The following is a 23,907-nucleotide window of genomic DNA, read 5'->3' on the forward strand; positions in this document are numbered from 1 at the left end:
AAGTATTTAGTCAAATTGGTATCACTATGTTTTGACACTCAACCATTGCTCTAGCTTAGATTTTGAACCTACAACTTGGGAAGATAACTCTTGGATCGCATTGTCAACAACGCCCTGATCGTTTTGTATTAGTGCATGTTCTAAGGTTTTTGCTAGGTCGCTCAAGCTAGACGCCCCAAATTGAGCTGCGTTAGATTTTAAGCTATGAGCATGACGAATAGCAGCCTCTTGGTCGTGATTCAAACTTAACATTAATTCCGATGCCAAACGCTCAAATTCCGAACAACAAAAATGAACGGTGTCTTCAAACTGCTCCCCTAGCAACATTTGCATGTTTTCTAAGGCGCTTTCATCTATTACGATGCTCATAATTTTCCTTAAATTTTATATGCTATTACTTATGCTAGCCAAATCTAGTTTCTTGTGCAAAGTAAATACGCAATAGATATGGTAAAATATGCCATCTTTTTTAAAACTTTTTGTCTTTATGAAGCGTAATACTTGTCCTGTTTGTGCCTTTCCCCTTCAAACCTGTGTTTGTTCATATATCAGCGAATTAATAGATAACTCAATTGAAGTGGTTGTTATGCAGCATCCGAGCGAGGCAAAAGTAGCAAAAAACACCGCAAAGTTACTCGCTTTGCAATTACGTAACATACAAATAGTGGTTGGAGAAAATGAACGAGACTTCGATAATCTAAAAGCATATTGCGAACAAAAACACGTCGCGCTGCTTTACCCTAATGACCAAGCTCAATCGCTGGTTCAACAACGCGATGAATACGCTAACTTACATGCTGTTATTGTCCTTGATGGAACCTGGAAAAAAGCGACCAAACTTTATCAATTAAATCCATGGCTACACCATTTGCCAAGTCTCAAATTTGATACAGTTGACGCCAGCGAATACACCATCAGAAAATCAAAGCATAAGTACAGTTTATCAACTTTGGAGGCTACAGCGCATTTTCTTAACCTCATTGACTCCTGTAATGTGGATGCACTTTATACATTACAAAAAGGCATGGTCGAAGAGCAGATGAAATTAATGCCTGTCGACGTAAAAGCGAGATATTGAATTACCGATGAACCAGATCACAAAACGCTCAAGATTGCACCAAGGATATGGTCGTAATGGTCCAGATTATCGCTTTGGCGATCAGGTCGACTTTAGCGAAATAAAGCTGACTTTCGGATTCAAAACCATGACTATTGGCAGCTGGGTAACGCCTGAAGAGTCACGCTTATCTGCAAACTTGATTTATGATTCCCTTGCCGATCTAGCACAAATTCTTGGGGTTCCACCTACAGTAATAGGGCTAAGAGGAACCTTGAACTTTGCCTTTGGAACAGGCGGAAGACCAGGAGTACAAGCACATTACGCCCCAACAGCCAGAACACTTGCACTCGCAAAAAACGCCGGTGGTGGTGCACTTGCCCATGAGTGGTGGCACGCTTTTGACCACTATATTTGTCAACATTTGATCAAACAGCCAACACAGGCTTTTGCATCTTCAGCATGGCTTTTATCCACAAATACAATCGCTCACCCTCTCAATAATATCTTATCTGATTTTTATGCTGCCGTGCTACTGACTGAGAACAAAGCGCAGCCAAATGAGTATTTTCATGTCGCTAAGCTTGCTGATAAAGCAAATAAACAAGTCTACTACGCGCTGCCAGAAGAACTCACTGCACGGATGTTTGAAGCGGTGATTGCCTATCATGACGACATTGAAAACTCATTTCTCGCAGGAGGCATAAAAGGCTCTGAGCAAGAGAAATTGGGGATCTACCCACTCCAAAGACACAGAACGCACTGTGCAAAGATAATTCATCGCTACTTTAGCGAATTAGGAACGATTTTATATCAGAAGCAGAGTTAACTTTTTCCAGCCAACTTAAAAACTCATTAAACGGTAACGGCCGAGAAATAAAATAACCTTGAGCGTAGTCACAGCCATAAGCCTGCAAGCGAATATAGCTATTGATATCTTCGACACCTTCAGCCACCACTTTTGACCCCAAACTATGTGCCATATCACACGTTGCTTTACAGATAGTTTGATTGCTTTTTGAGGTTTCTATATCCATTACAAAGCTTTTATCGATTTTTAATTCATCAAAACCCAATTTACTCAAGTAAGCAAGCGATGAGTATCCTGTGCCAAAATCATCTATCGCAACTTTGACTCCTATCGAACGATAATCATCAAGCATACCTTTAAGCTCAGTTTCATTACCAATCGTCACAGATTCTGTAATTTCAATCATTATTTGAGACGGTGCCAGTGATAACTCATTGATAAGCGTGATGAGCTGCACTGATAATTCTCGGCGGCTAAGATCTCGTCCCGAGACATTTATAGAAATTACATGCTCAGGAATTTGCTTCGTGATCTGAGCTTGGTATTTTAACGCCTGCTCCACCACCCATTCGGTGATCTCGTAGATTTGGCCGGATGACTCAGCAATCGGTATAAACTCATCGGGTGGTATATAGCCAAGATCAGGTTGCAACCACCTAATTAACACTTCAGAGCCAAACACTCTTCCTGTTTTAAGGTCAACTTGAGGCTGGAAAAATAAGCTAAACTGTTCTTGTTCTATTGCACTTTTTAAAAAAGAGGTCAATTTTAATTGACGCTCACTAGACATTGAACTTTCAACGTCAAACAAGTGCCATCGTTGGCCATTGTGCGTTTTGGTATTTAGCGCCTGCAAGGCGCGTTGTACCAGCTTTTCAGTTGTTTTGGCGTGCATTGGATAATTTGCTACACCCACATCCAAGCTATCGACAATTTTGGTATCTTTATACCACACCCCTTCCTCAAAAACGGATGATAAAATACAAACATACTGTTCAACTTGACTGACTTCAATTTTACCATCAAGCACTATCGCGAAGACTTGGTCTTCCAGTCGGTAAATATGTGTATCTCCTTTATTTGCAACAGCTGCACTACCATACGTATTAATTTGCTCATGTACCTCTTTAAAGAGTTTACTAATATGTTGATTCGCAAACGTCAGACCAAAATTTAGTCGAATAGATGGTAATATTAACGGTTTAAAAAGCAATAACGTATGGGGCTTATTCTGCTCTTCAAGTTTTGCAAGAGCACCGAAAAGAGCGAACTTATTAGGAAGTGCTGTTTCTTTATCAAATTGTGCATAATGGATATAAATGCGTCTTTTTTCAGCATCATGCCAAATTACAAACAAAAGCAGCAGTATCAAGTGTAAAGCAATTAGACTGTCATTCACTATCGACACATGCTCTGTGGTACTGTTGATAGTCTGACTTGCCGCAAACCCTATTAATACAGCCACTATAGGAGACCAAATCGCCACACAAAAATACACTTCTTTTGCGCTGCTTTTATCTTGACTAGCTAAAATTATGGCGCTCAAAACGATCGCCACAATAACCATTGTTGACTGCATCGCAAACGGTAAATCAACGTTGGCAACGGCAGCAGCAATCCCAATCAAAACATATACTCCAGCTATCAACTTGATTCCTGATTTGAACTTTCTCGCTAGCCGATTTTGCGTCAGAAAATAATGAAAGAACAGGAGACAAAATCCAAGTGAGAAGCACATGAAACTATCACTAAAGTGCATAAAATTAGCACTATTTTGATAGCTTATCACAACGTCAGTGAGTCCTTTATGAGCAACATATAATAGTGCCAAAGATAACAGGTACCCACCGACGGCGAGCAAACTGGTGCGCTTTGAAATTATTCCTGTACTCAACATAAAAATACTGATCAGGCACATTACTCCAAAAAACACTCCCATGAAAAACAGCCGTACATTGGTCGTTTTCACGTAGTTGCTGTAAGGTATAATCTCGACCTCTGAGGTAGAAACATAAGGTGAACTTATTTTGGCGAATACAACACGGCTGGACGTGTTCGGCTCAAAGATAAAATGAGGGGAAAGATTGGGTAGCGAGGCCGAAATATTAAGCTCACTCACAGGATATAAACTATCATCTGTCACCATCAAGTAAAACTCTACACCACCAAGCGAAGGTCGCTCAATAGACACCACTACTTTGCTGTTTAGCATCGATTCGGGAACTTGAACACGAAGCCAAACGTCAACCCCCTTGGGTATTGACACAGTACCCTTTGATGCTGTGAACGTAGCGTCTGAGAAAGCGCCGTAACCCACTGATATTTCAGGATTTCCATCTATTGCTTTTAGCGTGTACTGGTTAAGCGTTACAGATGCAGCTGTAAACACACAATATATAGTAGCGAGCATCAGTGCGGCATATCTAGCTACGCTAAGCCACATACTTTTTCTCCTTGCTTCACTTTTATACCGAGTTACGTATTTAACCGGAGGTTTGGATAAGAAATGCGTCAACTCGAATGAGTCAACTCATTGTTTTTGAGACCACATTAAACTACGTTCTTATCTAGCCAGACAGTTTTAGGGACAACAAGGCGAATTTACGAACCAATAGCTGGCTATTGGGAGTCAATTCAACGCAGTTAGCGCTAAAACCGGCAGCTAGAACGACATTAATTATCCGAAGCTCAGATTGTTTTCTAATCGTTTTGCTGTTCACCATGACGGTGACTACTAACATAAGTATGGTGAGGTTCAGAGTAAATGCAAAAATATTATTGAATTTAAATCGTTATGGAGAGGTTTGAGAAACAGTCTAAGATTAATGTAACTACACAGCTTATCAGCCGGGTATAATTTTATCGCCCTTTCCTAGCACCTTATTTGAGGGCCGTGTTGAGCCTATCATAAGAGCGGGCTGTCGTGTAGCGTTCGCTTAAAATACCCTCGTTGTCTGAAATGTCAGTGTGGTGAAAAACATTTAATACCAACTGTGCAGATAGAGTGATGGCATTGACTGGCTATCAAAGAATAATTGCGTATAGTTAATGGCTGTCATTGATAGCCAAAAAATTTGATAATAACCGAGCTCACGTGAGCTGCGAGTAAGTATTAATTACCAGCAGCTCAAGTTAATTATTTATCATCACTGATGCGAGACGCAACGGCGCTATTTTGATCTTTATACTTTGCGTCTTTACGTTCATTGTATGGAAACTCAGCGGCGCAGGTCATAGTTTCAAAACTCATCGCACCGATTTTCATGTTTGGTCGAAGTGCCAAAGGCAACTTGCCTGAATTGTAGAACTCTAGAACAATATTGCCTGACCAACCGGGGTCAATACGATGCGCGGTAACGTGAACCATTAAACCTAGCCGTGCCAAAGACGAACGGCCATCAAGCCAGCCAACGAGATCAGCAGGTAGCGTTACTTTTTCAAACGTCATCGCCAGCGCAAGCTCCCCAGGGTGCAAGAAAAAAGCTTGACCATCTTCTAACACAATTTCATCACTCATGATTGACTCCATCGCGGCATTGATCTGATCTTTTGGGCCACTGAGATCTACATAAGGTGCGGCATGATCTTGGAATACTCTAAACTTGTTACCAAGTCTCAAATCTACCGTTACCCCTGAAATCATATCTGGTTCAGGCGTAGGCTCTATAACTATACGCTGTTGTTCTATCGCTTCTCGAATGTGGGTATCCGATAATCTCATTCTTAATCTTCCGTCATCACAATCTCAACACCCGACGTTGAGTTTGATTGATAATATAACATACTGGCAACCAGTTGGGCACAATCAACATAATGATCGGCTATATCATGATTATCCGTTTCGTTTTGTTGGTTTGGCTGATGAGTCAAAGCAACAATATCTTTACCTTGCTCTGTCGCTACTCTGATTTGGTCATTAAGCGGCACTTCCGCGAGTAAAGGTACACCATATCGACTTGCCAATGCAGTACCACCTGAGTGACCAAAAATTTGGTTGCGGCTGCCACACTGCTCACAATTGAAGTAACTCATATTTTCAACCAGTCCTAAAATAGGCAACTGCACCTTTTCAAACATCGCAATACCCTTTTGCGCATCCGCCAGCGCCAGCGTCTGAGGGGTAGTGACGATCACAGCGCCACTGGCTGGCACTTTTTGCGTCATTGTAAGCTGAATATCCCCGGTGCCAGGCGGCATGTCTACAATCAGATAATCCAGCTCGCCCCACTCTGTTTCATTTAGCAATTGGGTAAGTGCTTGAGAAGCCATTGGACCTCGCCAAACTGTGGCATTTTCTGCTGGAACCAAAAAGCCGATAGACATGGCTTTAATTCCCGCCTTTTCAATTGGTAGTAAGGTTTTATCATCTTTTGCCTGAGGTTTTTCGTCCTCAAGAGCCAGCAAACTTGGTAATGAGGGCCCGTAAATATCGGCATCTAAAACACCCACTTTTGTGCCTTGAGCACGCAGCGCGTAGGCTAGATTAATCGCCGTCGTGACTTACCCACCCCGCCCTTGCCTGAGGCAACAAGAATAATATGTTTAATGGCTTTAAATTTTGGTCGACGACAACAATAACGTCAGATATCACCTCAACAGGCTTATTTAGATGTTGCTTCAAGTAGCTAGATATTTCTTGATCACATTGAATAGCAAACGGAAAGTTAATATGTACTTGAATTTGCTTGTTTGACTCTTGTACTTTAATCACCCAATTCGCATCAATTCCCACTGGTAATGCAGCACTGCGATAGCCACTTAAAAGCTCAATTACTGCTTGTTTGGTATTTTTTCCTCTGGCAAACCATTTTTCCAGTCCAAACATACAAATTAAACTCCTCTGGGTGATGAAAATAGCCTCGGAATTATGTAACATTCAACACATTAAAACCAGTCAATTCGCGGTTCATGGTCTGAACAAAGGTAAGTCACCTCACGCACTTGTGCATTCGAGCGCCAATAAGGTGAAAAGTAAGCCAATTCAGCACCATCACTTAAAAAGATCGCGCTAAATTCATGGAATCGTTATGACGAAGAGAAAAATTCTCATTACCAGTGCATTACCATATGCAAATGGCCCAACACACTTAGGCCATTTGTTGAATATATTCAAACCGATATTTGGTCTCGCTTCCAAAAGCTACAAGGCCATGAAGCTTACTATGTCTGTGCAGATGATGCGCACGGCACGCCAATCATGCTAAATGCACAGAAGCAAGGTATTACGCCAGAAGAAATGGTTCAGCAGGTAAGCATTGAGCGTCAACGTGACTTTGCCGATTTTAATATCGAGTTTGATAACTACCACAGCACACACAGCGACGAAAACCGTGAACTAAGCGAACTTATTTACACTCGTTTAGACGAAAAAGGTTATATTAAAAAGCGTACAATTTCGCAGCTCTTCGACCCTGAAAAAAGTATATTTCTACCAGATCGCTTTGTTACTGGTACTTGCCCTACCTGTAAGTCTGAAGATCAAAATGGCGACAGCTGTGATGCCTGTGGTGCAACCTATAGCCCGACAGAATTAATTGAGCCAAAATCTGTGATGTCTGGTGCGACGCCAATTTTGAAAGATTCAGAGCATTATTTCTTTGACTTACCAGCGTTTGAAGACATGTTAAAAACATGGCTGCGTTCAGGTAGTTTACAATCTGAAATGGCAAACAAGCTAGACGAATGGTTTGCAGATGGCCTACAGCAGTGGGACATCAGCCGTGATGCACCGTATTTTGGTTTTGAAATACCTGGTGCCCCTGGCAAGTATTTCTATGTGTGGTTGGATGCGCCAATCGGTTACATGGCAAGCTTTAAAAACCTATGTCAAAAACAGGGCTTGAACTTTGATGAGTTTTGGGGTGAAGGCTCTGATGCTGAGCTATATCACTTTATCGGTAAAGACATCATCTACTTCCACAGCCTATTTTGGCCAGCAATGCTAGATGGTGCTAATTTCCGCAAACCAAATAATGTTTTTGCTCACGGCTTTGTCACCGTAAATGGCGCTAAAATGTCTAAGTCTAAGGGGACTTTTGTAAAAGCTCGCACCTACCTTGAGCACTTAGATCCTGAATATTTACGTTATTATTACGCTGCTAAACTAAACAGTGGTGTTACTGATTTAGACCTAAACCTAGAAGATTTCGCGGCACGCGTGAACTCAGACTTAGTGGGCAAAGTGGTAAACATAGCAAGCCGCTGTGCAGGCTTTATCACCAAAAAGTTTGGTGGCAAACTAAGCGATACTGTCATGGACGAAGCGCTGCTAAATAGCTTTGTTGCTGCAAAGGGTTCAATTGCGACACACTTTGAAAACCGCGAATACAGCCGCGCTGTACGTGAGATCATGACTCTTGCTGACAAAGCAAACCAGTTTATTGACGCCGAAGCGCCTTGGGTACTTGCAAAGAATGAAGACACTCTTGAGCGTGCACATCATGTTTGCTCCATGGGTCTTAACCTATTCCGCGTACTGCTTACCTACTTAAAACCTATCCTTCCAGGTATGGCGAAAAATGTAGAAGCTTTCTTAAACACTGAGCTTACTTGGGAGAGCATTGACAGCGCCCTTGTTAATCATGAAATCAATAAGTTTAAAGCGCTAATGCAACGCGTTGAACTTGATAAAGTCAATGCCATGATTGAGTCTTCTAAAGAAAGCCTCGAAAAGAAAGTGGGTGGTCAGTCTGTTGAAGCCGATCCAAATAGTCCGCTTGCCAAAGAGCCAATCGCAGCAGAAATCGAATTTGATGATTTTGCTAAAGTTGACCTGCGTGTCGCGAAAATTGCAAACGCAGAACATGTTGAAGGTGCAGATAAGCTACTTAGGTTAACCCTTGATTTAGGTGGCGAAACACGTCAAGTGTTTGCAGGTATTAAGTCAGCGTATTCACCTGAAGATCTTATCGGCAAGTTAACCGTAATGGTTGCCAACCTCAAGCCTCGTAAGATGCGTTTTGGTATGTCAGAAGGCATGGTGCTAGCGGCAGGTCCTGGTGGTAAAGAGATTTATATCTTGAATCCAGACGAAGGCTCACAGCCTGGTATGCGGGTGATGTAATCACCATATTACTTATATACAAGTAAAGGCTTCTATTTAGAAGCCTTTATTTTTGCTGATACCAGACCTCAGTGCCAAATTTTATTATCGAAAATTAGCCAAACCGCGACAAGATACAAACACCCACCGTAAAATCGTTCCAAGTATTTATTATAAACAGGGTTGTTCGATACTCGCGCCAACAAGTCACCTGCTTTAATCCAGACCAAATGTACTGAAATATTGAGTACCGCGAGCCATAACACCAGAATTAAATTTCCCGCAGCGCCGAAGGCATCATTCGCTTGCTCGCTAAAAAGCGTAAACATAATCAAAACTAATACCCACCCTTTGCTGTTCAATACTTGCAGTAATACTCCATCCATAAAACCTAGTGTTTTGTTATCACTTGCTGAAATGTTCGTAGATGCGCCAAAAAATTTCGTCGCCATATAGATAAGGTAAATAGACCCCATCAGTTGCAGAAAATTCAAAGCCATCGGGTGAGACTCAATCACTTTACCAAGGCCATACCCTACCAAGAGCGACTTGAAGGCGTACACTATGTCAACGCCAGCTAAGAGTCCTAATGAACGTCTCACTCCGACATTGGCACCTGATGCAGCAAATACAATATTTGCAGGACCTGGACTAAAAATTAACGGGAACATGGCACTAAACCAAATGATAAACAAACTCATTGTCAAAACTTCTCCTTTGTGAAAGCACACAAAGTACACAAATCGAAATGTTTGGTCTTGTACAAAATTGAAAATACGCCTGAAGTGTAGATATCAGCACTTGTAATTAGATGGTGATACCCCGTATGCCCGCTTAAAATTGCGATTAAAATGGCTTTGATCATAAAATCCACAGAATAGCGCGGTATCAACACAAGTCATGCCTTTGGCAAGCAAACTCTTGGCTTTTTGTATTTTGATCTGTAAGAGGAATTGATGCGGGGTCAGGCCAAATGTTGAGTTAAAACTTTTGATTAACTGGAATCGAGTACTGTTCGTTAGCCCCTCTAACTCATCGAGTGAAATATTTTCCTGCCAGTTGTCAAAAAGATAGTCTCTTGCACGAAACACATTATGCGTATCAATAAAAGTGGTGCGTTCAGGGTTGTTTACTTCACCGTACTGGGTAAACACCTGTTCTAAGGTTATCAACAACAGTGATTCCTTCGTCAACGTGAAGCTCGTTTGCTCCATCGCTTGATGAAGCTGTAACAAGCCTAAAAACAGACGTTTATCATCAATAATGGTGCGATTAACGACAGGCTCTAAGTGCACGCTCATTTTGTCAAAAACTTGCTGTAAAAATGCGAGATCAAAATAAAACATCCGATAACGCCACCCACTTGGCACACCGGGGAATCCGGTATGCACCTCAGCGGGGTTGATTGCCACAATGTGATGTTTAGGCACTATCAACTTTTGCCCGCCATAGAGAATACCTTCAGCGCCGTCTTCTATCACACCGATGGCCAATTCATCATGCCAATGTTTGGCAAACTCAAACTTGGTATACTGCGCTGATAAGAGCTCAACCCCTACAACAGACTTGTCTTTCCAAATTTTAGACTTTTCCACGTCCCCCCACCTGGTTTATCTTGTTCAGTAACCCAGCACTAATCTACTTCTCGCTAACGATAACTTTCCCAGCTAACCCTAGTAGCAACATGCCCGAAACGCCTTCAAGAGCACGAGAATAGCGTGTTGCATTAGGTCGATTAAACAACCAGCTGCCAGCAACTGCATACGCTAAGTTACAAACCGTAGCCAAAACACTAAATAGTATCCCTAGTATTAAAATTTGTAGCGACGTTGATGGTGCTGCAAGATCCACAAATTGCGGTAAAAAAGACAAAAAGAACAAGGCTACCTTAGGATTCAGTACACTGACTAAAATACCTTGTATAAAAACATTACCAGTTTGAGTTTCTGGTTTTTTCGGCTGTAGCAGGCTGTCGCCACGCCACATTGACCGTATTGATTGAACGCCTAAATAAACTAAATAGGCCGCGCCAAGCCATTTCACCACGCTAAATGCAAAAGCCGAACTCAGAATAATTGCCGACAATCCTAAACAAGCAGCGATGGTATGAACAAAATAGCCTGTACCTAAACCAAGTGCAGCCTGCATTCCTGCCGATATTTTGCCTTTCATGGTGTTAGATACAATATAAATAACATCAGGCCCGGGGATCAGGTTAATTGCTAAGCAAGCAATAGCGAATAACGCGAGAGAGTGTAGCTCCATAAAAATTTCCTTTTACATAGTGGTTTTTTTAAAATTTAAGTGCCCGAATCATATTTTTATCAATTTTATGTTTCGGTTGCTAGTGCTAAGCTATCTGCACCAGCGTTCGCAGTCTCCGATTTCGTTCTTACGTATGCTTTCTATTGAGTTTAAAGGAATATATTTTTGCACGCTCAACACCTCCGAGGCAATTCCTCTAGTCGGTATATTTTCAAATATTTGTCAGTAAAACTTGCGTATAGGTAAACCTCTTTATAATCACCTAAGTTGTAATTCTCTGTAATAGTCAATCGCAGAAAACTAGACTACATTCTCCTTAGCTCGCGCTATCACCCACTCTTATTAAGGAGAGCACTCAAATGAAAGAAATCATGAATATTTTACGTGTTGTTAGTGAAAGTCGTCAGGCAGAAATTAGCCCTGAGGATAACCATAAGGTTGAGCAAATTGTAAAGTGGCAAAAAGAAACTTTGACTCAAGCTGAACTGGCTTTTTCTGGTAGCTATGAACCCGCAGTTCAGGCACTTTCGGATTACCTTTCATGCACACCGAGTAGCGACAGCACCGCTAGGCGTTTCGCCACCCAGATGTTAACTGAAGTACCCGAGCCATATCGAGCTTTTGAGACTCTGTCGCAATGGCTCGTTGCTATTAACTACGTTATTCAACGTGCCCCTGAGTTCGAAAAAGAAACTTTCCCTATGTCCAAACTGTTTGTTTTCTACATGTTTGTTCCATCAGGGAATAAGCTATTCGTTATGAATGAGTTTAATGCTAGGCTTACACAAGTACTTCAAGCGTGGCAGACTTACTTAGACTCAGAAGAGTCTAAAGTTGTGCTCAATCCTGAAGGCACAATCCCCGCACCGACGGGCTGGCTATCTCAAAGTGCCCAAGAGCAACTTTGTCTATCTCAGGCAAAAAACTATGCAGATAGAGCGCAAACTTACTGGGGCTTTACCTCATATAATGATTTTTTCCATCGAGAGTTAGATCTTGACACTTATCGACCACTTCCTGCCAATGACTCCAATAAAATAGTCGTATCTGCAAATGATGGTACTGTGTATCGCATAGCAAGAGACGTGCAATACTGTAACCAGTTCTGGTTGAAGGGCCAGCCCTACTCATTGTTTGATATGCTCGGCGGTAACGCGATTAGCAAAGAACACGATGTTCCCACCCCTTCTTATCTCATCGAGCCTTTTGTTGGTGGAGATGTGATGCAATCCTTCCTCTCTGGCGCGGATTACCACCGTTGGCATGCACCAATTTCAGGTAAAGTCGTGCGCAAACAAACTATTGAAGGATTTACCTTCAGTGAATTGCGTAGTGAGGGCTTTGATGCCAGTGCTGGCACTGAATCTCAAGGCTATCAAGCTATGGTAAACACGCGTGGTATTGTTTTTATCGAAGATGAATTCGGTAGAGGGTTGGTTGCGGTGATCCCTATTGGGATCACCGAGATTTCATCGGTAGAAATCACAGTTGATGAAGGCCAATACGTCAAAAAAGGTCAAGAGCTGGGTTATTTCAGCTATGGTGGCTCAACCTTAGCATTGGTATTTCAGCGCGGTATGGTAGCGTCATTTATGGCAGAGCCAGCCAGCGATGATGCGCAGTTCCCAGCTTGTAAAAGTGCAGAGAATTGCCCTGCAGAAAAAGGGTGCCTTCGAGTACGCTCTGCGATTGCAAAATTACATGACCCGCAAAAATGTTAAGCTTTATCACTGTGCTACAAAGCGCTATTTAGCTCCTCTGTGGAGGAGCTAACGTGAGCTTGCTGTATTCTATGGTGATACGCCAGATTAAAGAGGCGCATTAGCACCTCTTTAATCGCTCAATTACCTCTTTTGGATACTCAATCACTTCATTGTATTGAATGCCATGCCATCTTGATCGCACGTTAAATAAAAACTGGCACACCTAACACCAACTAAGGAAGAGTCATGGCGCTCATAATTGACAAGACTGAAATATCACAACCGCAACAATTTTCAGATAAGATACAGACATTGCTTCAGCTTATTCACCAGGGTATGCCCTGCACCGAAGCACTCATAAAACAAAAACAAATCGTAAAGTGCAACTCAGAAGAACAATTTATTGAAATGTTATGCCTAAAATTAATGGGATCTACTTTACTTTATTTACACCAACTTCATTTATCGGTGGGCACTGGAAAACTGTTTGAGTTGCATAACCAAGACCTCAGGACACTAGCTGTTTTAAATAGCCACAATTCAGAGAAAGAGCGCATTATTCTCTCGGAGATATTGACTAAATACCACCTAGTTGATAGCAACGCTTTAAATAAAATAGCGCGTTTTTATCACCGTTATAACTTAGACTATCCAGCAATAAATTCGGGCGCATCATTTGATGAAAAGCTGACCTTATATAATGTTATTTGTTATTGTGAACAGGCATTTACATTGTCTGAAGAAACAGTGACTACAGCTTATCATTGGGCGACGCAAAAAGCACAAAACCTGGGTGATTTTGCCCGCTATTTTTGTCTTTATTTAATATGGGAAAACAGCCAATCAAAAACACTCACCTCACCGGATCATCTCATTGAGACACTGGCACCTATCGTAAATAGTAACTTAAACCACCCAATTGCCAATTACGAACTAGATGTGATTACCCTGCAACAAATGATAAAAAGCTGGTATCAAGATGGAAATAACCTTGGGTTTAGTGGCTTCACGTCAGGACTACTTAGTATTGTCCTGAATATAGATCTTAACTCTGAGGACGTGGTAAAAGATGCTAGTGCTTACCTTGACGCACTGCAAACTACATTACGTAGTACCAGCTGCAACGCCTGCTATATGTCTCAGTCTGGGTTATCCCGTCATTATTCATTCAATTCACAACGTGGTGAAGTCATTCTCAAACTAGATAGGCAGGGTTACCTGAGCCTATTTAGCCACTGGCCAAGCACTTCTATATTTAATCTACACTTATGAGCTATTTAGCGCACCGGCTATTTATTGTAATCCCCTGTAATTTCATATATCGGCAAACTTAGCTAATTTGTAATAGTCGATTGTCTTTTCATAAAAGGAACTAGCATGTCAAAAACGATTACATACTACAATTCAGGCGCTATCCCGCTTATTAATGCCAGCGAGCTGCCCTATGACGTGGTTAACCTCGCATTTTTGTCTGCAACAAGTGACAGTCCGTTTACTTTAATACTGAATGGTGCGGTCGCAGCCACTCACTCCAGCTTCACCAACGCAACCGTTGAGGCAATCAAGGCTATGCAGCAAAAAGGGCAGAAAGTGCTTATCTCTTTTGGTGGTGGAGACATGGATTATAATACTTATCGTCTACAATCCACAGATACAGCACAGTTAGCAGAAGCGCTCGCAAAATTTGTAAAAGACAACCATCTCGATGGTGTTGACATTGATTACGAAGACAGTGCGGCATTCATCGGCAAGGCTGGATACGACGGCGCACAGTTTTTGATTGCCTTAACTCAGGAACTCAGAAGGCAACTACCAAGCCCAGACTTTCTTATAACCCATGCACCTCAGCCTCCTTATCTGGAGCAAGGAGGTGCTATGGCAGGATATATTGAGGTAGTAGAACAGGTAGGGCAAGATATAGATTGGTTAAATGTGCAGTTTTATAACAACCCACCTTGGAGCGCCAACCCAGACCAAATAGTTAACTCATATCTTAACTATATTAAGTTGCCGAATATGTCACCTGAAAAGGTAGTGTTAGGATTCCCCGTTACCATGCGCGACGCAGGCTCCGGATACATGCCAGCAAGAACCATAGTTAATGAGGTGATTATGCCTATTCAAAACATTGCTAAACTGGGGGGCGTTATGAATTGGCAATTCTCCAGCGACCAAAACGGTGGTTGGATCAACACCATTTCAGAAGCACTGAATAGATAAATGTACGCCAGTGAAACAGATAGCAGGCTACCTTTTGTAGCCTGTTAAGAAGAGACATTAATGTCGGTAAAAGGTGTTTGACGAATGCGACACCAGCCTTGGGTTGCTTTATTACCGTTTCTCTACTTTGCCATCTTTCATAACAAAAGTGACATTTTCCATCACACCAATGTCTTTGAGCGGATTGCCTTTAACCGCAATAATATCAGCAAGTTTCCCCGCCTCAAGCGAGCCTAATTGTGTGTTTTGCTTGAGTAACGTCGCTGAGTTAATGGTAGCGGCCTGCAAAGCCTGTAGTTCAGTCATGCCAAATTTCACCATACGGCTAAACTGCTTGCCATTGTCGCCGTGAGGATAAACCCCAGCATCAGAGCCAAACACCATATTCACGCCCGCTTTTACCGCTTTTGTGAAACTGGCACGCTGAGTAGCGCCAACTTTACGTTCTTTATCTAAGCTCTCTGCTAAAATTCCCGCTTTTTCGCCCTCGCCTAGAATATATTCGGTATTGTAGATGTCCATAGAGAAGTACGTGCCTTTATCTTTGGCCAGCTGAATGGCTTCATCATCAACAAAACTGACATGCTCAACCGAGTTCACACCCGCTTTAATTGCGGACTTGATACCGTCAGTACCATGCGCGTGGGCTGCAACCGTTAAGCCGCGTAGGTGCGCTTCGGTTACTATCGCCGTCATTTCCTCTTGAGAATATTGCTGAGCTCCCACTTTAGTGCCTTTAGACAATACCCCACCCGTTGCGCAGAACTTGATTAAGTTAGCACCATATTTAATATTTTCACGTACTTTTTGCCTTACCGCCCAAGGCCCATCTGCAACCCCTTCTGAAAAGATTTTATGCTCATGGGTTAATAGGTTGTTGTCACAATGACCGCCGGTGATCCCAAGAGAAGGGCCAGCTGCATTTACACGCGGGCCTGGTACGTCACCATCAATAATGGCATCTCGCAGCGCGATGTCAGCATAGCCAGCAGCACCGAGGTTACGAACAGAAGTAAAGCCCGCATCCAGTGTACGCTTGGCGTTTCTAACACCGGTGATCGCTGCTCGAGGAGCGGTGCGTTGCAACCTTTTGTAGCCATGAACGTGAGCGTCTGAAGTCAAGTGGACATGCATATCAAATAGACCGGGTAATAATGTGTGACCGCTTAGGTCTATCACCTCTGCGTCCTTTGGATAGGCTTTACGATTTGACTTTCCGACTGAGGTAATTTTATTGTCTTCAACGACCACAGTGGCAGGTGAGATAAGCTTGCCTGACACCACATCAATCGCAGAATCAGCGTGTAAAACATACGTTTGCGCATACACACTGCTGGAAACAAAAAGCACTGTGCTCATCCATATTTTTTTATTCATCTTACTTCCTCATTTTTTGCTTGAGTTTAGAAAGAATATGGCTTGCAAACAAACCGATCGCGACCAATAACTGTTCCCATTTCAACAGTGCTATGTTTTTCTGTCTATTATCACTTTGTTGAACCAGAATAATGCAATGGCAGTGATAAACGCGATAGCGGCAAATAGTCCCCACATTAACTCAGGTGCCGCCATTTCTTGTACTAACACTTTATAGCTCCAACCAGATAAAAATCCAGCAAATAAGAAACCCAGCGCCATAGAAACAAAGTAGTATCCCATATACAACGCAGCTTGAGATTGAGGCGCGATACTCGCGACATACTCTTGGCTTTTAGGAGAGGCAAGCATTTCACCCAGCGCGATAAGTAATATGACAGTGACAATGAGCTGACCGCTTAACCAGTCGCTATCGCTAAGTAATGCGATAAACGCAACCGCCATCACCAGTAAGCCTGTGACTAACACATAAAATGGTCTAAATCGCTGACAGACAAAACTCACCAAAATTTGTGCAACCACGATCGCTGCAAAGTCTAAGTTGATGAGATACTCAGGATTGATTTGACGATATTGTACGAGTTGCTTAGCAAGGGCTTGCGCTTGGTGCTGTGAAAGAGCCTGTCCATTATCATGAAGCGCATTTAGCGTATGTAGTATCAACTGTATTTGCTCATGGGGGACATTCACTTTGAGGTGAACCCATTCCAGCCTAATGGTTTCAATGGATACCGTGCCACTTTCCTTAAGCTCATTGAACAGCGTAAAAATAGCAGCAGTTAACTTATCAATATCAACATGCGCTAAAAACGCGACGCCAGAATCGCCAAACCACGCCAATATATCTCGGGTATCTGCATAATCACGGATATACACAGGTAAAGTATAAAACAGCTGATTATACACAGTCCAAAAGCCTGCAAGGATCAGCAAATATAACGCAAACGGCAGGTTACTCACCTTCATCGGTTGTTGCCACCATGCTTTAGTCGACGCTCGATTTATAAGCATTCTGTCCCACACCCAGTTTGCTACTAACCAGATTGCAATCCAAGTAAACGCCTGACTGTAGTCAGAAAACCCAACGCCTGCCGACATCAATAGCGCCAGTGCAACAAACAGCGCAAGTGCTAAACGGGTATTACCCAGCACCGACTGTGCCGTTTTTAATACTTGAGTAGGAGATTGCTTGGTTTTAGGTAATGCTTGCGGGTCTTTGTAAAATAACATCAAGGGGATAAAGTTTATGGCAATCCAAATCGCCGACATCATAAATACCGCATCCCAGCTAATGGCGCGCATATACCCAGCAACCAAAGGACCTAAAAACCCACCAATATTCACCATGGTATAAAAAATCCCAAAGCCCAGACCACGATTACCATCGTTTGTACTGTGGCTGACGGTGCCAACAACCACAGGCTTAAAGCAAGCAGCCCCCAGCGCAACAAAACTCAGCGCTGCAAAAAATGGCCAAAAACTCTGTGCCTGTCCCAGTAAATAATAACTTGGTGTCATTACCAAAAATGCAAAAAAGAACATCTTTTTATACCCGACGCGATCTCCCAGCGCACCAGTTACAACAGGCAAAAGATATAAAAAGAAGGGAATAATTCCCTGCACTGCGCCACGCTCTATATCAGTAAAGCCAATACCACCTTGTGATTTTGGGGTTGTCATATAAATTGATGACACAGCGAAAAAGCCATACCAAGCTAGCCGTTCAAATATTTCCATGATATTCGCAATGTAAAACGTGCGGCCAAACCCAGAAGACGAAGTTGACCGATTTGTCTCATTGAGATCTGGCTCACACCACTGCTGCTGATTTTGCATAATGACAATACCTGTTATCTTTGTTATTTTACATTGCATACAATATACATAAATAATAACGAGAGCAAAGTATCATGTCTTTATTTTATTTATTCCCAACCATTTCCTTTTATAGACGAATACTCTTCCTGCAAAAGCAACAACTTGTATTTGCTCCTTTGATTGCATTACTTGCTTTACTCAGCGGATGCCAAACTACGCGAAGCAATATCGTCGCTATTCCAAGCCCTGCTGATATGCGCTCTGAAGTGAGCGTTAATGGCCGAGTTAGTACACTGAAGCACATCGATATCCAACACGTTGGTAAACAAATTCCGCTCACTTATAGCGAAGGAAAAATAGCTAACTCGCGGGGATATGACTGGTGGGTGAGTAAACATTTTGCACTCAAAAGTGACCTGCCTGAAGACAAAGTAAAACTTTATTTAGAATTACTTGAAATGTCTTACCCTCATTATGTTGAATTGTTTGGTATAGCACCCGCCGCGATTGATAAGAAGAGAATCGCTGTCGTTTATGGCAGTTCACGCCAACGTACAAAAGAAGCCATGCTGGACGATGGCTTTTTGCGCGGCGTACATAAAACAGCTGGCGGCGAAACGATGTTTTATAACCGTGCAGGGTACAACTTTCCGAGTCATCGCCAGCATCACCAACGCTACATCGTGATCCATGAAACCATGCATGCGTTTCATATGGCACTGAACGGTCACTCAACTTGGGCACCTAATTGGATCACTGAGGGGATGGCTGATGCCATTGCAAGCCACGTATATGATCCAAATAAAAAGCAGTTAACTGTGATGGTTTTTGACCGTGCTCCAATGAATTATCTGCACTTGGGTTTACAGCAGTATTATCAAAATGGCCAGCCATCTTTTGAAGCCATCAATGACGACCCATCGCTCAAACGCGGGCTCAACTTTTTTATCGTACATTTTTTATTGAGCGATCCTGAGCGGTATCAATATTTTAAACGCTTTATCGGCGAATTAATGGACGCAAATCCTCACTCTGAAAACACCTTGCCAACTGCCAATGCACTCTTAAAACAGACCTTCCCCGATTGGCCTCAGCTTGAACAGCAGTTTGCAGCGTTTGTGCGCTCTGCCACGCCAAGTTTTTATATTGTCGATGGGCCTTGGGAGCAAAACGGTGCCACATATTGGCTTAGAAATACCAAAAGCAAAACACTTAATCGTCTCGATATTCATCCAAACTTTTCCTCTACACATGCCGTGATGGATTTTCCCGCCCCCGATAAAACACCTTTAATCAACTCACTTGATGAGCATAGTGTTGCAGCACTAATCGACTTAGAACCAGAGCAGAGTAAACGAGGGGAAATTGGCTTTGCGTTAATCGCTGATTTAACAATCGAGAGCTTAGATGCGCGTCTCGGACGCGTTAAACCAAAAGAAATTGATTTCAATAAAGACACTCTACTGCAATTTACCCTTCAAGAAGGGATGAAGTTAACAGTTTCTAGCAATCAAGAGTTATTTCCCGCAAAATCCGTCGCACTGCTGCCGCAATTACGCAACGATATTAAGCTATATCATCAAGTGGCGCTCACGCTTTCAAAGCGGGACGATGCACTGATTATTAAAATGAAAACACAACACCATGAGCAATTGGCTAGGCTACCGTTGATCCAAATTGGTGTTTCAGACCTTAGCTTGCAAAAAATAAGCCTTATTGGCCGAAATAACAATCATAGAATAACGCCGTACTTTGCTGCGCATGACTACTTGATCACGAATGAACAAACCACTAACCCTTGGTATTTTAAAGATGCAGCGCTACTTCGCAGAGCCTTTAACACTTGTGTGAAATATAGCGCTCAGTTAAGTGGTTGTATGACCCCACTTCGCGAAATCTTTAACAAACAGAAATCAAGAATAGTCACGGAAACTGCGCATAAAACCCTCAATCGCTTACTGCAGCAATGGCAATCAACACTTGGCGACAATGCGCTCTTTACCCTAAGTGGTATCAACATCCAAAGCTATTTTTCTGACGAAAAGCACTATCTGTACGTCAACAACCCTAGTAATCATCATATGACACTAAGTATGGCTAACTACTCTGAAACTCTGGATTTTGGTGAGCACCGTATTGAATTGCCAACACCAAGCGTTAAAAGCTTAGTGATTCATTGGAACGGATTAACACAACAAAAGCCACTTCTAACGCCAAAGATACCTTTTGATGGTGTTCAAATGAAAGTAAGTGTTCGTGATAATATCACCATCACACTTAACGGCCCCTATTCAGGTGCGTCAAGTGGTGTATTGCGTGTTAATTTTATTCCATTTCACTCATTCAAAAATGATGAGCCACTTTGGCAGCTGCCCGTTACCTTTGCACCTTATGAAAGTAAAACTTTTAGCGTAGATAAGTTACGGGGATTAAAAGATGGCGTACTTAAAATAACCGGTGAGTTTGACGTTGATGGTGAACCACTTCAGTTGACTAAAACCATTAACCTGTAATGCCAAACCCTTGTAGCGAGCAGCGTATGTAAAAACGCTACTCGCTCCGATGAGACGCCATTATATTGAAATCTGAAGCCGAAGTTATAGCGCCGATAATGTACGCTTTACAAACGGAGCTTTGGCTTTGCCATAGTCATCTTGTTGAGCAATACCTTGTGTTATGATTTGCCGCTTTTGTTCCTCATATTCTGAGCGAGCTTTGACATTATCAAGCATGTACGCTTTAAATTGCACCTGCTTGCGATGTTCTTCACTGTCCTGTTCGATAATATGAGCATGAATTTGGAACAGTTCACCTTGAAACCGTACCGCAATATCCTTACGTGGCCTAGTAGGAGGAAATGGTTTGTCACTATGCTGATTTTCAAAGCCAAGCTTGGTTAGATAGGCAACTGCTTTTGTTAATTGACCGGGCTGATACAGCACAGATATATCAATGATCCCTTTACCTGCTACTTTAAACGAGCTTGAGCCAAAGTGTAAAAAACGAAGCTCTGGATGTGCAATTTCCTTTATCACTTCATCAGCGACTTCAATAAATATTTCGCGCCATGGATTAAAGCTTGCTGGCATTAACTTGTATGGTACAAATTCAATGACTGACATACACACTCCTACGTTGCCAAGTTTTGAATCGCAGATATCGCTTTACTCGCATCATCTGCTGGTACAAAGATGTGATCATGATAAAAACCCGCGAAAACATTTGCGCTAACATTGACCTCTTTTAACGCATTTGAGAATGCTGCGGTCAGTCCCACCGCTTCAAGGCTAGAGTGGACTTGTAAAGTGATTTTATTCATCACACATGAATAAGCCAGTTCATGAGCATCTGCGACCGATTGTTTAACAACTAATGTTAGCCCTTCGTGTTCAACAAAAGTGGCGATAGGGTCTAGTGTTAGACACTCGAGCAAAGGTTTGTCTACGGTGCAAAAAACATAAGGTGTGCTATCTAACTGTGGTGAGATCTCTTTCAATAGCCGCGAAAGTTCATTAATTCCTGCCACTGTTGTCTCCTGATGTTAAAATTATACCAATTTTCTTAATTAAGTGGTCTATTTTGAGGCGAGAAAATCTTGTCGATAACTCCGCTACCGCGTCCTGCTATCGCCAAGGTACCTACCCCCATGTAGTCAAGGCAAAAACTTTGCTATTTAGTTGTTCTAAATAAGAAATTTTTAACGCTGTTAGCGTCAGATTTACTCCTTCAAATTGAACAAGTATTAAGTCAAGTTGGTATTAAATCTCGATTCGGTTCAAACGCATCATATCGCGGTAAGCAGTCGTCTAAGTCATCCCAATTGGCTTTGGAAGAGACAAAATTATGCGACATTGGGCGTTCATTAATATCTGAATCTACAATGCCAAGGCGGAGCCTAATACGGTTAGGGTCTGCATCGTTTGAACTATAGATTGGGCTTGCGCAGTGTACGCAAAAATGGCGCTTTCGTCCCGGTTTGACTGTATATGCCTTGAGCGAATCTTTACCACTTTGCACTATAAATTCGTCTGCTTTAACAAAGCCGTTGGTTGCATAAGCGGTTCCTGTTGATTTTCGACACAACGAACAGTGACAATGGATGATGTCAGAGATAGCACCACGGATTTCAATTTTTACAGTTTGACACAAGCAGCTCGCTTTGTAGCCCATATTTAATCCTTTTTATTTCTGGTGATCCAAGTATCTAATTGATTTGCGAAATTTTGTTTATCAGATTGAGATAATGGCGGAGGACCTTGTGTTTGTACTCCGCTGGCACGCATAGTATCCATAAAATCACGAATGTTTAAACGTGATTTTATATTTTCTTTGGTTAACAACTCACCGCGAGTGTTTAGCGCAGTGCATTTTTTTTCAATAACCTCATCAGCGAGCGGAATATCCCCCGTGATCACAAGATCCCCCTCATTGACACGCTTCACTATTTCATTATCAGCAATATCAAAACCCTTTGGGACTTGTAGTTTCTGAATAAAAGGAGATGGCGGGGTCTTTAGGTACTGATTCGCAACCAAAGTGACAGTGGTAGAAGTACGTACTGCCGCTCGAAATAACATTTCTTTGATAACCACGGGGCAAGCATCAGCGTCAACCCATATTTGTTTTGTCATAGTGACTCTTTTTCAATTTAATGCTGAATACCTTTGACACTCAGCTAACCTATTAATTTGAGCAGTGGTTCAAGCCCTTACTTGCACTAAAACCTAATATCTACTCGTCATCAATGTCAAACATGCCTTTGGCATATAGTACACCAAACCCAGACACAATCACATTCGCGCCCGTTACCTCACAAAATAACTCTCCACCACGTTTAGAGAGTTGATGCGCATGAAGATTATATTTTCCGAGTACATCTGCCCAATATGGTGCAAGGCCCGCGTGAATTGAACCCGTAACGGGGTCTTCATCACCACCATTGGCGGGCCAAAAATAACGAGATACAAAGTCAACACTATCGCCTTTTGCAGTAACAACAACATCATGTGGTGCAAGCAGTTTCAACGCTTCACTGTCATATTTACAATCACGTACCTGCTGCTCGTTATCTGCAATAACGAAGTAAGCTTGGCGATTTTTGAGTACTTGAGTGGGTGTTATGCTAATTCCTTTGAGTAGCGCATCTGGTACATCCGCTACAATTGGTGCTAGATTCGGAAATTTCATCACAATTCTACCGTCAGCGGATTGTTGGATGACAAGTGTTCCAACCTCCTGAGTATGAAAGAATATTTCACCAGAGTTTCCTCTACAGTTAAATAATACATAAGCCGCAGCTAAAGTAGCGTGTCCACAGAAATCAATTTCAGTAATGGGTGAAAACCACCTGATCTCATAATTACTTTTATCTAAAGCCTTAACAAACGCGGTTTCAGACAAGTTATTTTCAGTGGCTATTTGCTGCATCAACTTATCACTAAACCACCGCTCAACCTCTACCACTGCGGCGTTGTTACCTCCAAACCGCTTACGAGTGAAAGCGTCTACCACAAAATACTCGAACCGCATCTGTTACTCCTTTTAGAAATATCTGAAAGTAGGATATAATTTACTCCCATTGGGGACGAATACATAATTAATACCAATTTGCTTA

At 42.2% G+C, this 23,907-nt stretch carries 19 protein-coding genes and 2 pseudogenes; 7 read left to right on the top strand and 14 right to left on the bottom strand.

The window, feature by feature from the left end; all coding sequences use genetic code 11:
• Positions 1 to 24: 24 nt before the first annotated feature.
• On the bottom strand, positions 25 to 369 hold the full coding sequence (locus tag D9603_RS16835; protein ID WP_125252678.1) for an Hpt domain-containing protein: 345 nt from the start codon (positions 367 to 369) through the stop codon (positions 25 to 27).
• 118 nt (positions 370 to 487) lie between these two features.
• Between D9603_RS16835 and D9603_RS16840 the strand changes: the two genes are divergently transcribed.
• Positions 488 to 1,078: a tRNA-uridine aminocarboxypropyltransferase gene (locus tag D9603_RS16840; protein ID WP_128732208.1), complete on the top strand. Its 591-nt coding sequence runs from the start codon at positions 488 to 490 to the stop codon at positions 1,076 to 1,078.
• Positions 1,079 to 1,085: 7 nt separating this feature from the next.
• Positions 1,086 to 1,886, top strand: coding sequence for a CLCA_X family protein (locus D9603_RS16845; RefSeq protein ID WP_128732192.1), 801 nt, complete (start codon positions 1,086 to 1,088; stop codon positions 1,884 to 1,886).
• Here D9603_RS16845 and D9603_RS16850 read toward each other — a convergent pair.
• From D9603_RS16850 to D9603_RS16860, 3 genes and pseudogenes are all read right to left on the bottom strand, one after another.
• Complete coding sequence (locus D9603_RS16850) at positions 1,846 to 4,311, bottom strand: EAL domain-containing protein (RefSeq protein ID WP_128732193.1); 2,466 nt, start codon at positions 4,309 to 4,311, stop codon at positions 1,846 to 1,848. The two genes, D9603_RS16845 and D9603_RS16850, sit on opposite strands and share 41 nt — an antisense overlap.
• A gap of 693 nt (positions 4,312 to 5,004) precedes the next feature.
• Entirely contained in the window at positions 5,005 to 5,589 is a 585-nt protein-coding gene (gene dcd / locus D9603_RS16855) for a dCTP deaminase (protein ID WP_125252675.1), read from the bottom strand.
• 2 nt (positions 5,590 to 5,591) lie between these two features.
• A pseudogene (locus tag D9603_RS16860) lies at positions 5,592 to 6,693 on the bottom strand (Mrp/NBP35 family ATP-binding protein).
• A 202-nt stretch (positions 6,694 to 6,895) separates the two neighbouring features.
• Between D9603_RS16860 and metG the strand changes: the two are divergent.
• Positions 6,896 to 8,931: pseudogene (gene metG, locus D9603_RS16865) on the top strand (methionine--tRNA ligase).
• A gap of 68 nt (positions 8,932 to 8,999) precedes the next feature.
• Here metG and D9603_RS16870 read toward each other — a convergent pair.
• The 3 genes from D9603_RS16870 to D9603_RS16880 all read right to left on the bottom strand — a co-directional run bounded on the left by D9603_RS16870 (position 9,000) and on the right by D9603_RS16880 (position 11,175).
• The gene (locus D9603_RS16870) at positions 9,000 to 9,611 is read right to left on the bottom strand and encodes a LysE family translocator (protein WP_128732194.1); all 612 of its coding nucleotides are present in this window, start codon (positions 9,609 to 9,611) and stop codon (positions 9,000 to 9,002) included.
• Between the two features lie 93 nt (positions 9,612 to 9,704).
• A complete protein-coding gene (locus D9603_RS16875; RefSeq protein ID WP_128732195.1) occupies positions 9,705 to 10,505 on the bottom strand; it encodes an AraC family transcriptional regulator in 801 nt (266 codons plus the stop codon).
• A gap of 43 nt (positions 10,506 to 10,548) precedes the next feature.
• Positions 10,549 to 11,175: a LysE family translocator gene (locus D9603_RS16880; protein WP_128732196.1), complete on the bottom strand. Its 627-nt coding sequence runs from the start codon at positions 11,173 to 11,175 to the stop codon at positions 10,549 to 10,551.
• A 359-nt stretch (positions 11,176 to 11,534) separates the two neighbouring features.
• On the opposite strand from D9603_RS16880, the gene D9603_RS16885 reads away from it, so the two are divergent.
• From D9603_RS16885 to D9603_RS16895, 3 genes are all read left to right on the top strand, one after another.
• Positions 11,535 to 12,896 (top strand): phosphatidylserine decarboxylase family protein, encoded by a 1,362-nt coding sequence (locus D9603_RS16885; RefSeq protein ID WP_128732197.1) that lies wholly within the window; start codon positions 11,535 to 11,537, stop codon positions 12,894 to 12,896.
• A 228-nt stretch (positions 12,897 to 13,124) separates the two neighbouring features.
• Positions 13,125 to 14,150: a hypothetical protein gene (locus D9603_RS16890; protein WP_128732198.1), complete on the top strand. Its 1,026-nt coding sequence runs from the start codon at positions 13,125 to 13,127 to the stop codon at positions 14,148 to 14,150.
• Between the two features lie 105 nt (positions 14,151 to 14,255).
• Positions 14,256 to 15,098 carry a glycosyl hydrolase family 18 protein gene (locus tag D9603_RS16895; RefSeq protein ID WP_128732199.1) on the top strand — a complete coding sequence of 281 codons (843 nt, stop codon included), beginning with the start codon at positions 14,256 to 14,258 and terminating at the stop codon, positions 15,096 to 15,098.
• 111 nt (positions 15,099 to 15,209) lie between these two features.
• On the opposite strand, the gene D9603_RS16900 is transcribed toward D9603_RS16895, so the two are convergent.
• On the bottom strand, positions 15,210 to 16,475 hold the full coding sequence (locus tag D9603_RS16900; protein WP_128732200.1) for an amidohydrolase family protein: 1,266 nt from the start codon (positions 16,473 to 16,475) through the stop codon (positions 15,210 to 15,212).
• 90 nt (positions 16,476 to 16,565) lie between these two features.
• On the bottom strand, positions 16,566 to 18,311 hold the full coding sequence (locus tag D9603_RS16905) for an MFS transporter (protein WP_128732201.1): 1,746 nt from the start codon (positions 18,309 to 18,311) through the stop codon (positions 16,566 to 16,568).
• Positions 18,312 to 18,385: 74 nt separating this feature from the next.
• Between D9603_RS16905 and D9603_RS16910 the strand changes: the two genes are divergently transcribed.
• Positions 18,386 to 20,806 (top strand): hypothetical protein, encoded by a 2,421-nt coding sequence (locus D9603_RS16910; protein ID WP_128732202.1) that lies wholly within the window; start codon positions 18,386 to 18,388, stop codon positions 20,804 to 20,806.
• Between the two features lie 84 nt (positions 20,807 to 20,890).
• Here D9603_RS16910 and D9603_RS16915 read toward each other — a convergent pair whose 3' ends face one another.
• The 5 genes from D9603_RS16915 to D9603_RS16935 all read right to left on the bottom strand — a co-directional run bounded on the left by D9603_RS16915 (position 20,891) and on the right by D9603_RS16935 (position 23,822).
• Complete coding sequence (locus tag D9603_RS16915) at positions 20,891 to 21,415, bottom strand: GrpB family protein (RefSeq protein ID WP_128732203.1); 525 nt, start codon at positions 21,413 to 21,415, stop codon at positions 20,891 to 20,893.
• An 8-nt stretch (positions 21,416 to 21,423) separates the two neighbouring features.
• Positions 21,424 to 21,819 (bottom strand): ACT domain-containing protein, encoded by a 396-nt coding sequence (locus D9603_RS16920; RefSeq protein WP_128732204.1) that lies wholly within the window; start codon positions 21,817 to 21,819, stop codon positions 21,424 to 21,426.
• 221 nt (positions 21,820 to 22,040) lie between these two features.
• Entirely contained in the window at positions 22,041 to 22,463 is a 423-nt protein-coding gene (locus tag D9603_RS16925) for a GFA family protein (protein ID WP_128732205.1), read from the bottom strand.
• 2 nt (positions 22,464 to 22,465) lie between these two features.
• Positions 22,466 to 22,924 (bottom strand): YaiI/YqxD family protein, encoded by a 459-nt coding sequence (locus D9603_RS16930; protein ID WP_128732206.1) that lies wholly within the window; start codon positions 22,922 to 22,924, stop codon positions 22,466 to 22,468.
• A 100-nt stretch (positions 22,925 to 23,024) separates the two neighbouring features.
• Positions 23,025 to 23,822, bottom strand: a complete 798-nt coding sequence (locus tag D9603_RS16935; protein ID WP_128732207.1) for a PhzF family phenazine biosynthesis protein — start codon at positions 23,820 to 23,822, stop codon at positions 23,025 to 23,027.
• Between the last annotated feature and the right edge of the window lie 85 nt (positions 23,823 to 23,907).

This window comes from Pseudoalteromonas sp. PS5, from assembly GCF_004103255.1.
Lineage (GTDB): Bacteria > Pseudomonadota > Gammaproteobacteria > Enterobacterales > Alteromonadaceae > Pseudoalteromonas > Pseudoalteromonas peptidolytica.

What these genes read in the sequence shown, in the direction of transcription:
- D9603_RS16835 (WP_125252678.1), bottom strand. Translation starts at nt 369, where the DNA reads ATGAGCATCGTAATAGATGAAAGCGCCTTAGAAAACATGCAAATGTTG.
- D9603_RS16840 (WP_128732208.1), top strand. Translation starts at nt 488, where the DNA reads ATGAAGCGTAATACTTGTCCTGTTTGTGCCTTTCCCCTTCAAACCTGT.
- D9603_RS16845 (WP_128732192.1), top strand. Translation starts at nt 1,086, where the DNA reads ATGAACCAGATCACAAAACGCTCAAGATTGCACCAAGGATATGGTCGT.
- D9603_RS16850 (WP_128732193.1), bottom strand. Translation starts at nt 4,311, where the DNA reads ATGTGGCTTAGCGTAGCTAGATATGCCGCACTGATGCTCGCTACTATA.
- dcd (WP_125252675.1), bottom strand. Translation starts at nt 5,589, where the DNA reads ATGAGATTATCGGATACCCACATTCGAGAAGCGATAGAACAACAGCGT.
- D9603_RS16870 (WP_128732194.1), bottom strand. Translation starts at nt 9,611, where the DNA reads ATGAGTTTGTTTATCATTTGGTTTAGTGCCATGTTCCCGTTAATTTTT.
- D9603_RS16880 (WP_128732196.1), bottom strand. Translation starts at nt 11,175, where the DNA reads ATGGAGCTACACTCTCTCGCGTTATTCGCTATTGCTTGCTTAGCAATT.
- D9603_RS16885 (WP_128732197.1), top strand. Translation starts at nt 11,535, where the DNA reads ATGAAAGAAATCATGAATATTTTACGTGTTGTTAGTGAAAGTCGTCAG.
- D9603_RS16890 (WP_128732198.1), top strand. Translation starts at nt 13,125, where the DNA reads ATGGCGCTCATAATTGACAAGACTGAAATATCACAACCGCAACAATTT.
- D9603_RS16895 (WP_128732199.1), top strand. Translation starts at nt 14,256, where the DNA reads ATGTCAAAAACGATTACATACTACAATTCAGGCGCTATCCCGCTTATT.
- D9603_RS16900 (WP_128732200.1), bottom strand. Translation starts at nt 16,475, where the DNA reads ATGAATAAAAAAATATGGATGAGCACAGTGCTTTTTGTTTCCAGCAGT.
- D9603_RS16905 (WP_128732201.1), bottom strand. Translation starts at nt 18,311, where the DNA reads ATGCAAAATCAGCAGCAGTGGTGTGAGCCAGATCTCAATGAGACAAAT.
- D9603_RS16910 (WP_128732202.1), top strand. Translation starts at nt 18,386, where the DNA reads ATGTCTTTATTTTATTTATTCCCAACCATTTCCTTTTATAGACGAATA.
- D9603_RS16915 (WP_128732203.1), bottom strand. Translation starts at nt 21,415, where the DNA reads ATGTCAGTCATTGAATTTGTACCATACAAGTTAATGCCAGCAAGCTTT.
- D9603_RS16925 (WP_128732205.1), bottom strand. Translation starts at nt 22,463, where the DNA reads ATGGGCTACAAAGCGAGCTGCTTGTGTCAAACTGTAAAAATTGAAATC.
- D9603_RS16930 (WP_128732206.1), bottom strand. Translation starts at nt 22,924, where the DNA reads ATGACAAAACAAATATGGGTTGACGCTGATGCTTGCCCCGTGGTTATC.
- D9603_RS16935 (WP_128732207.1), bottom strand. Translation starts at nt 23,822, where the DNA reads ATGCGGTTCGAGTATTTTGTGGTAGACGCTTTCACTCGTAAGCGGTTT.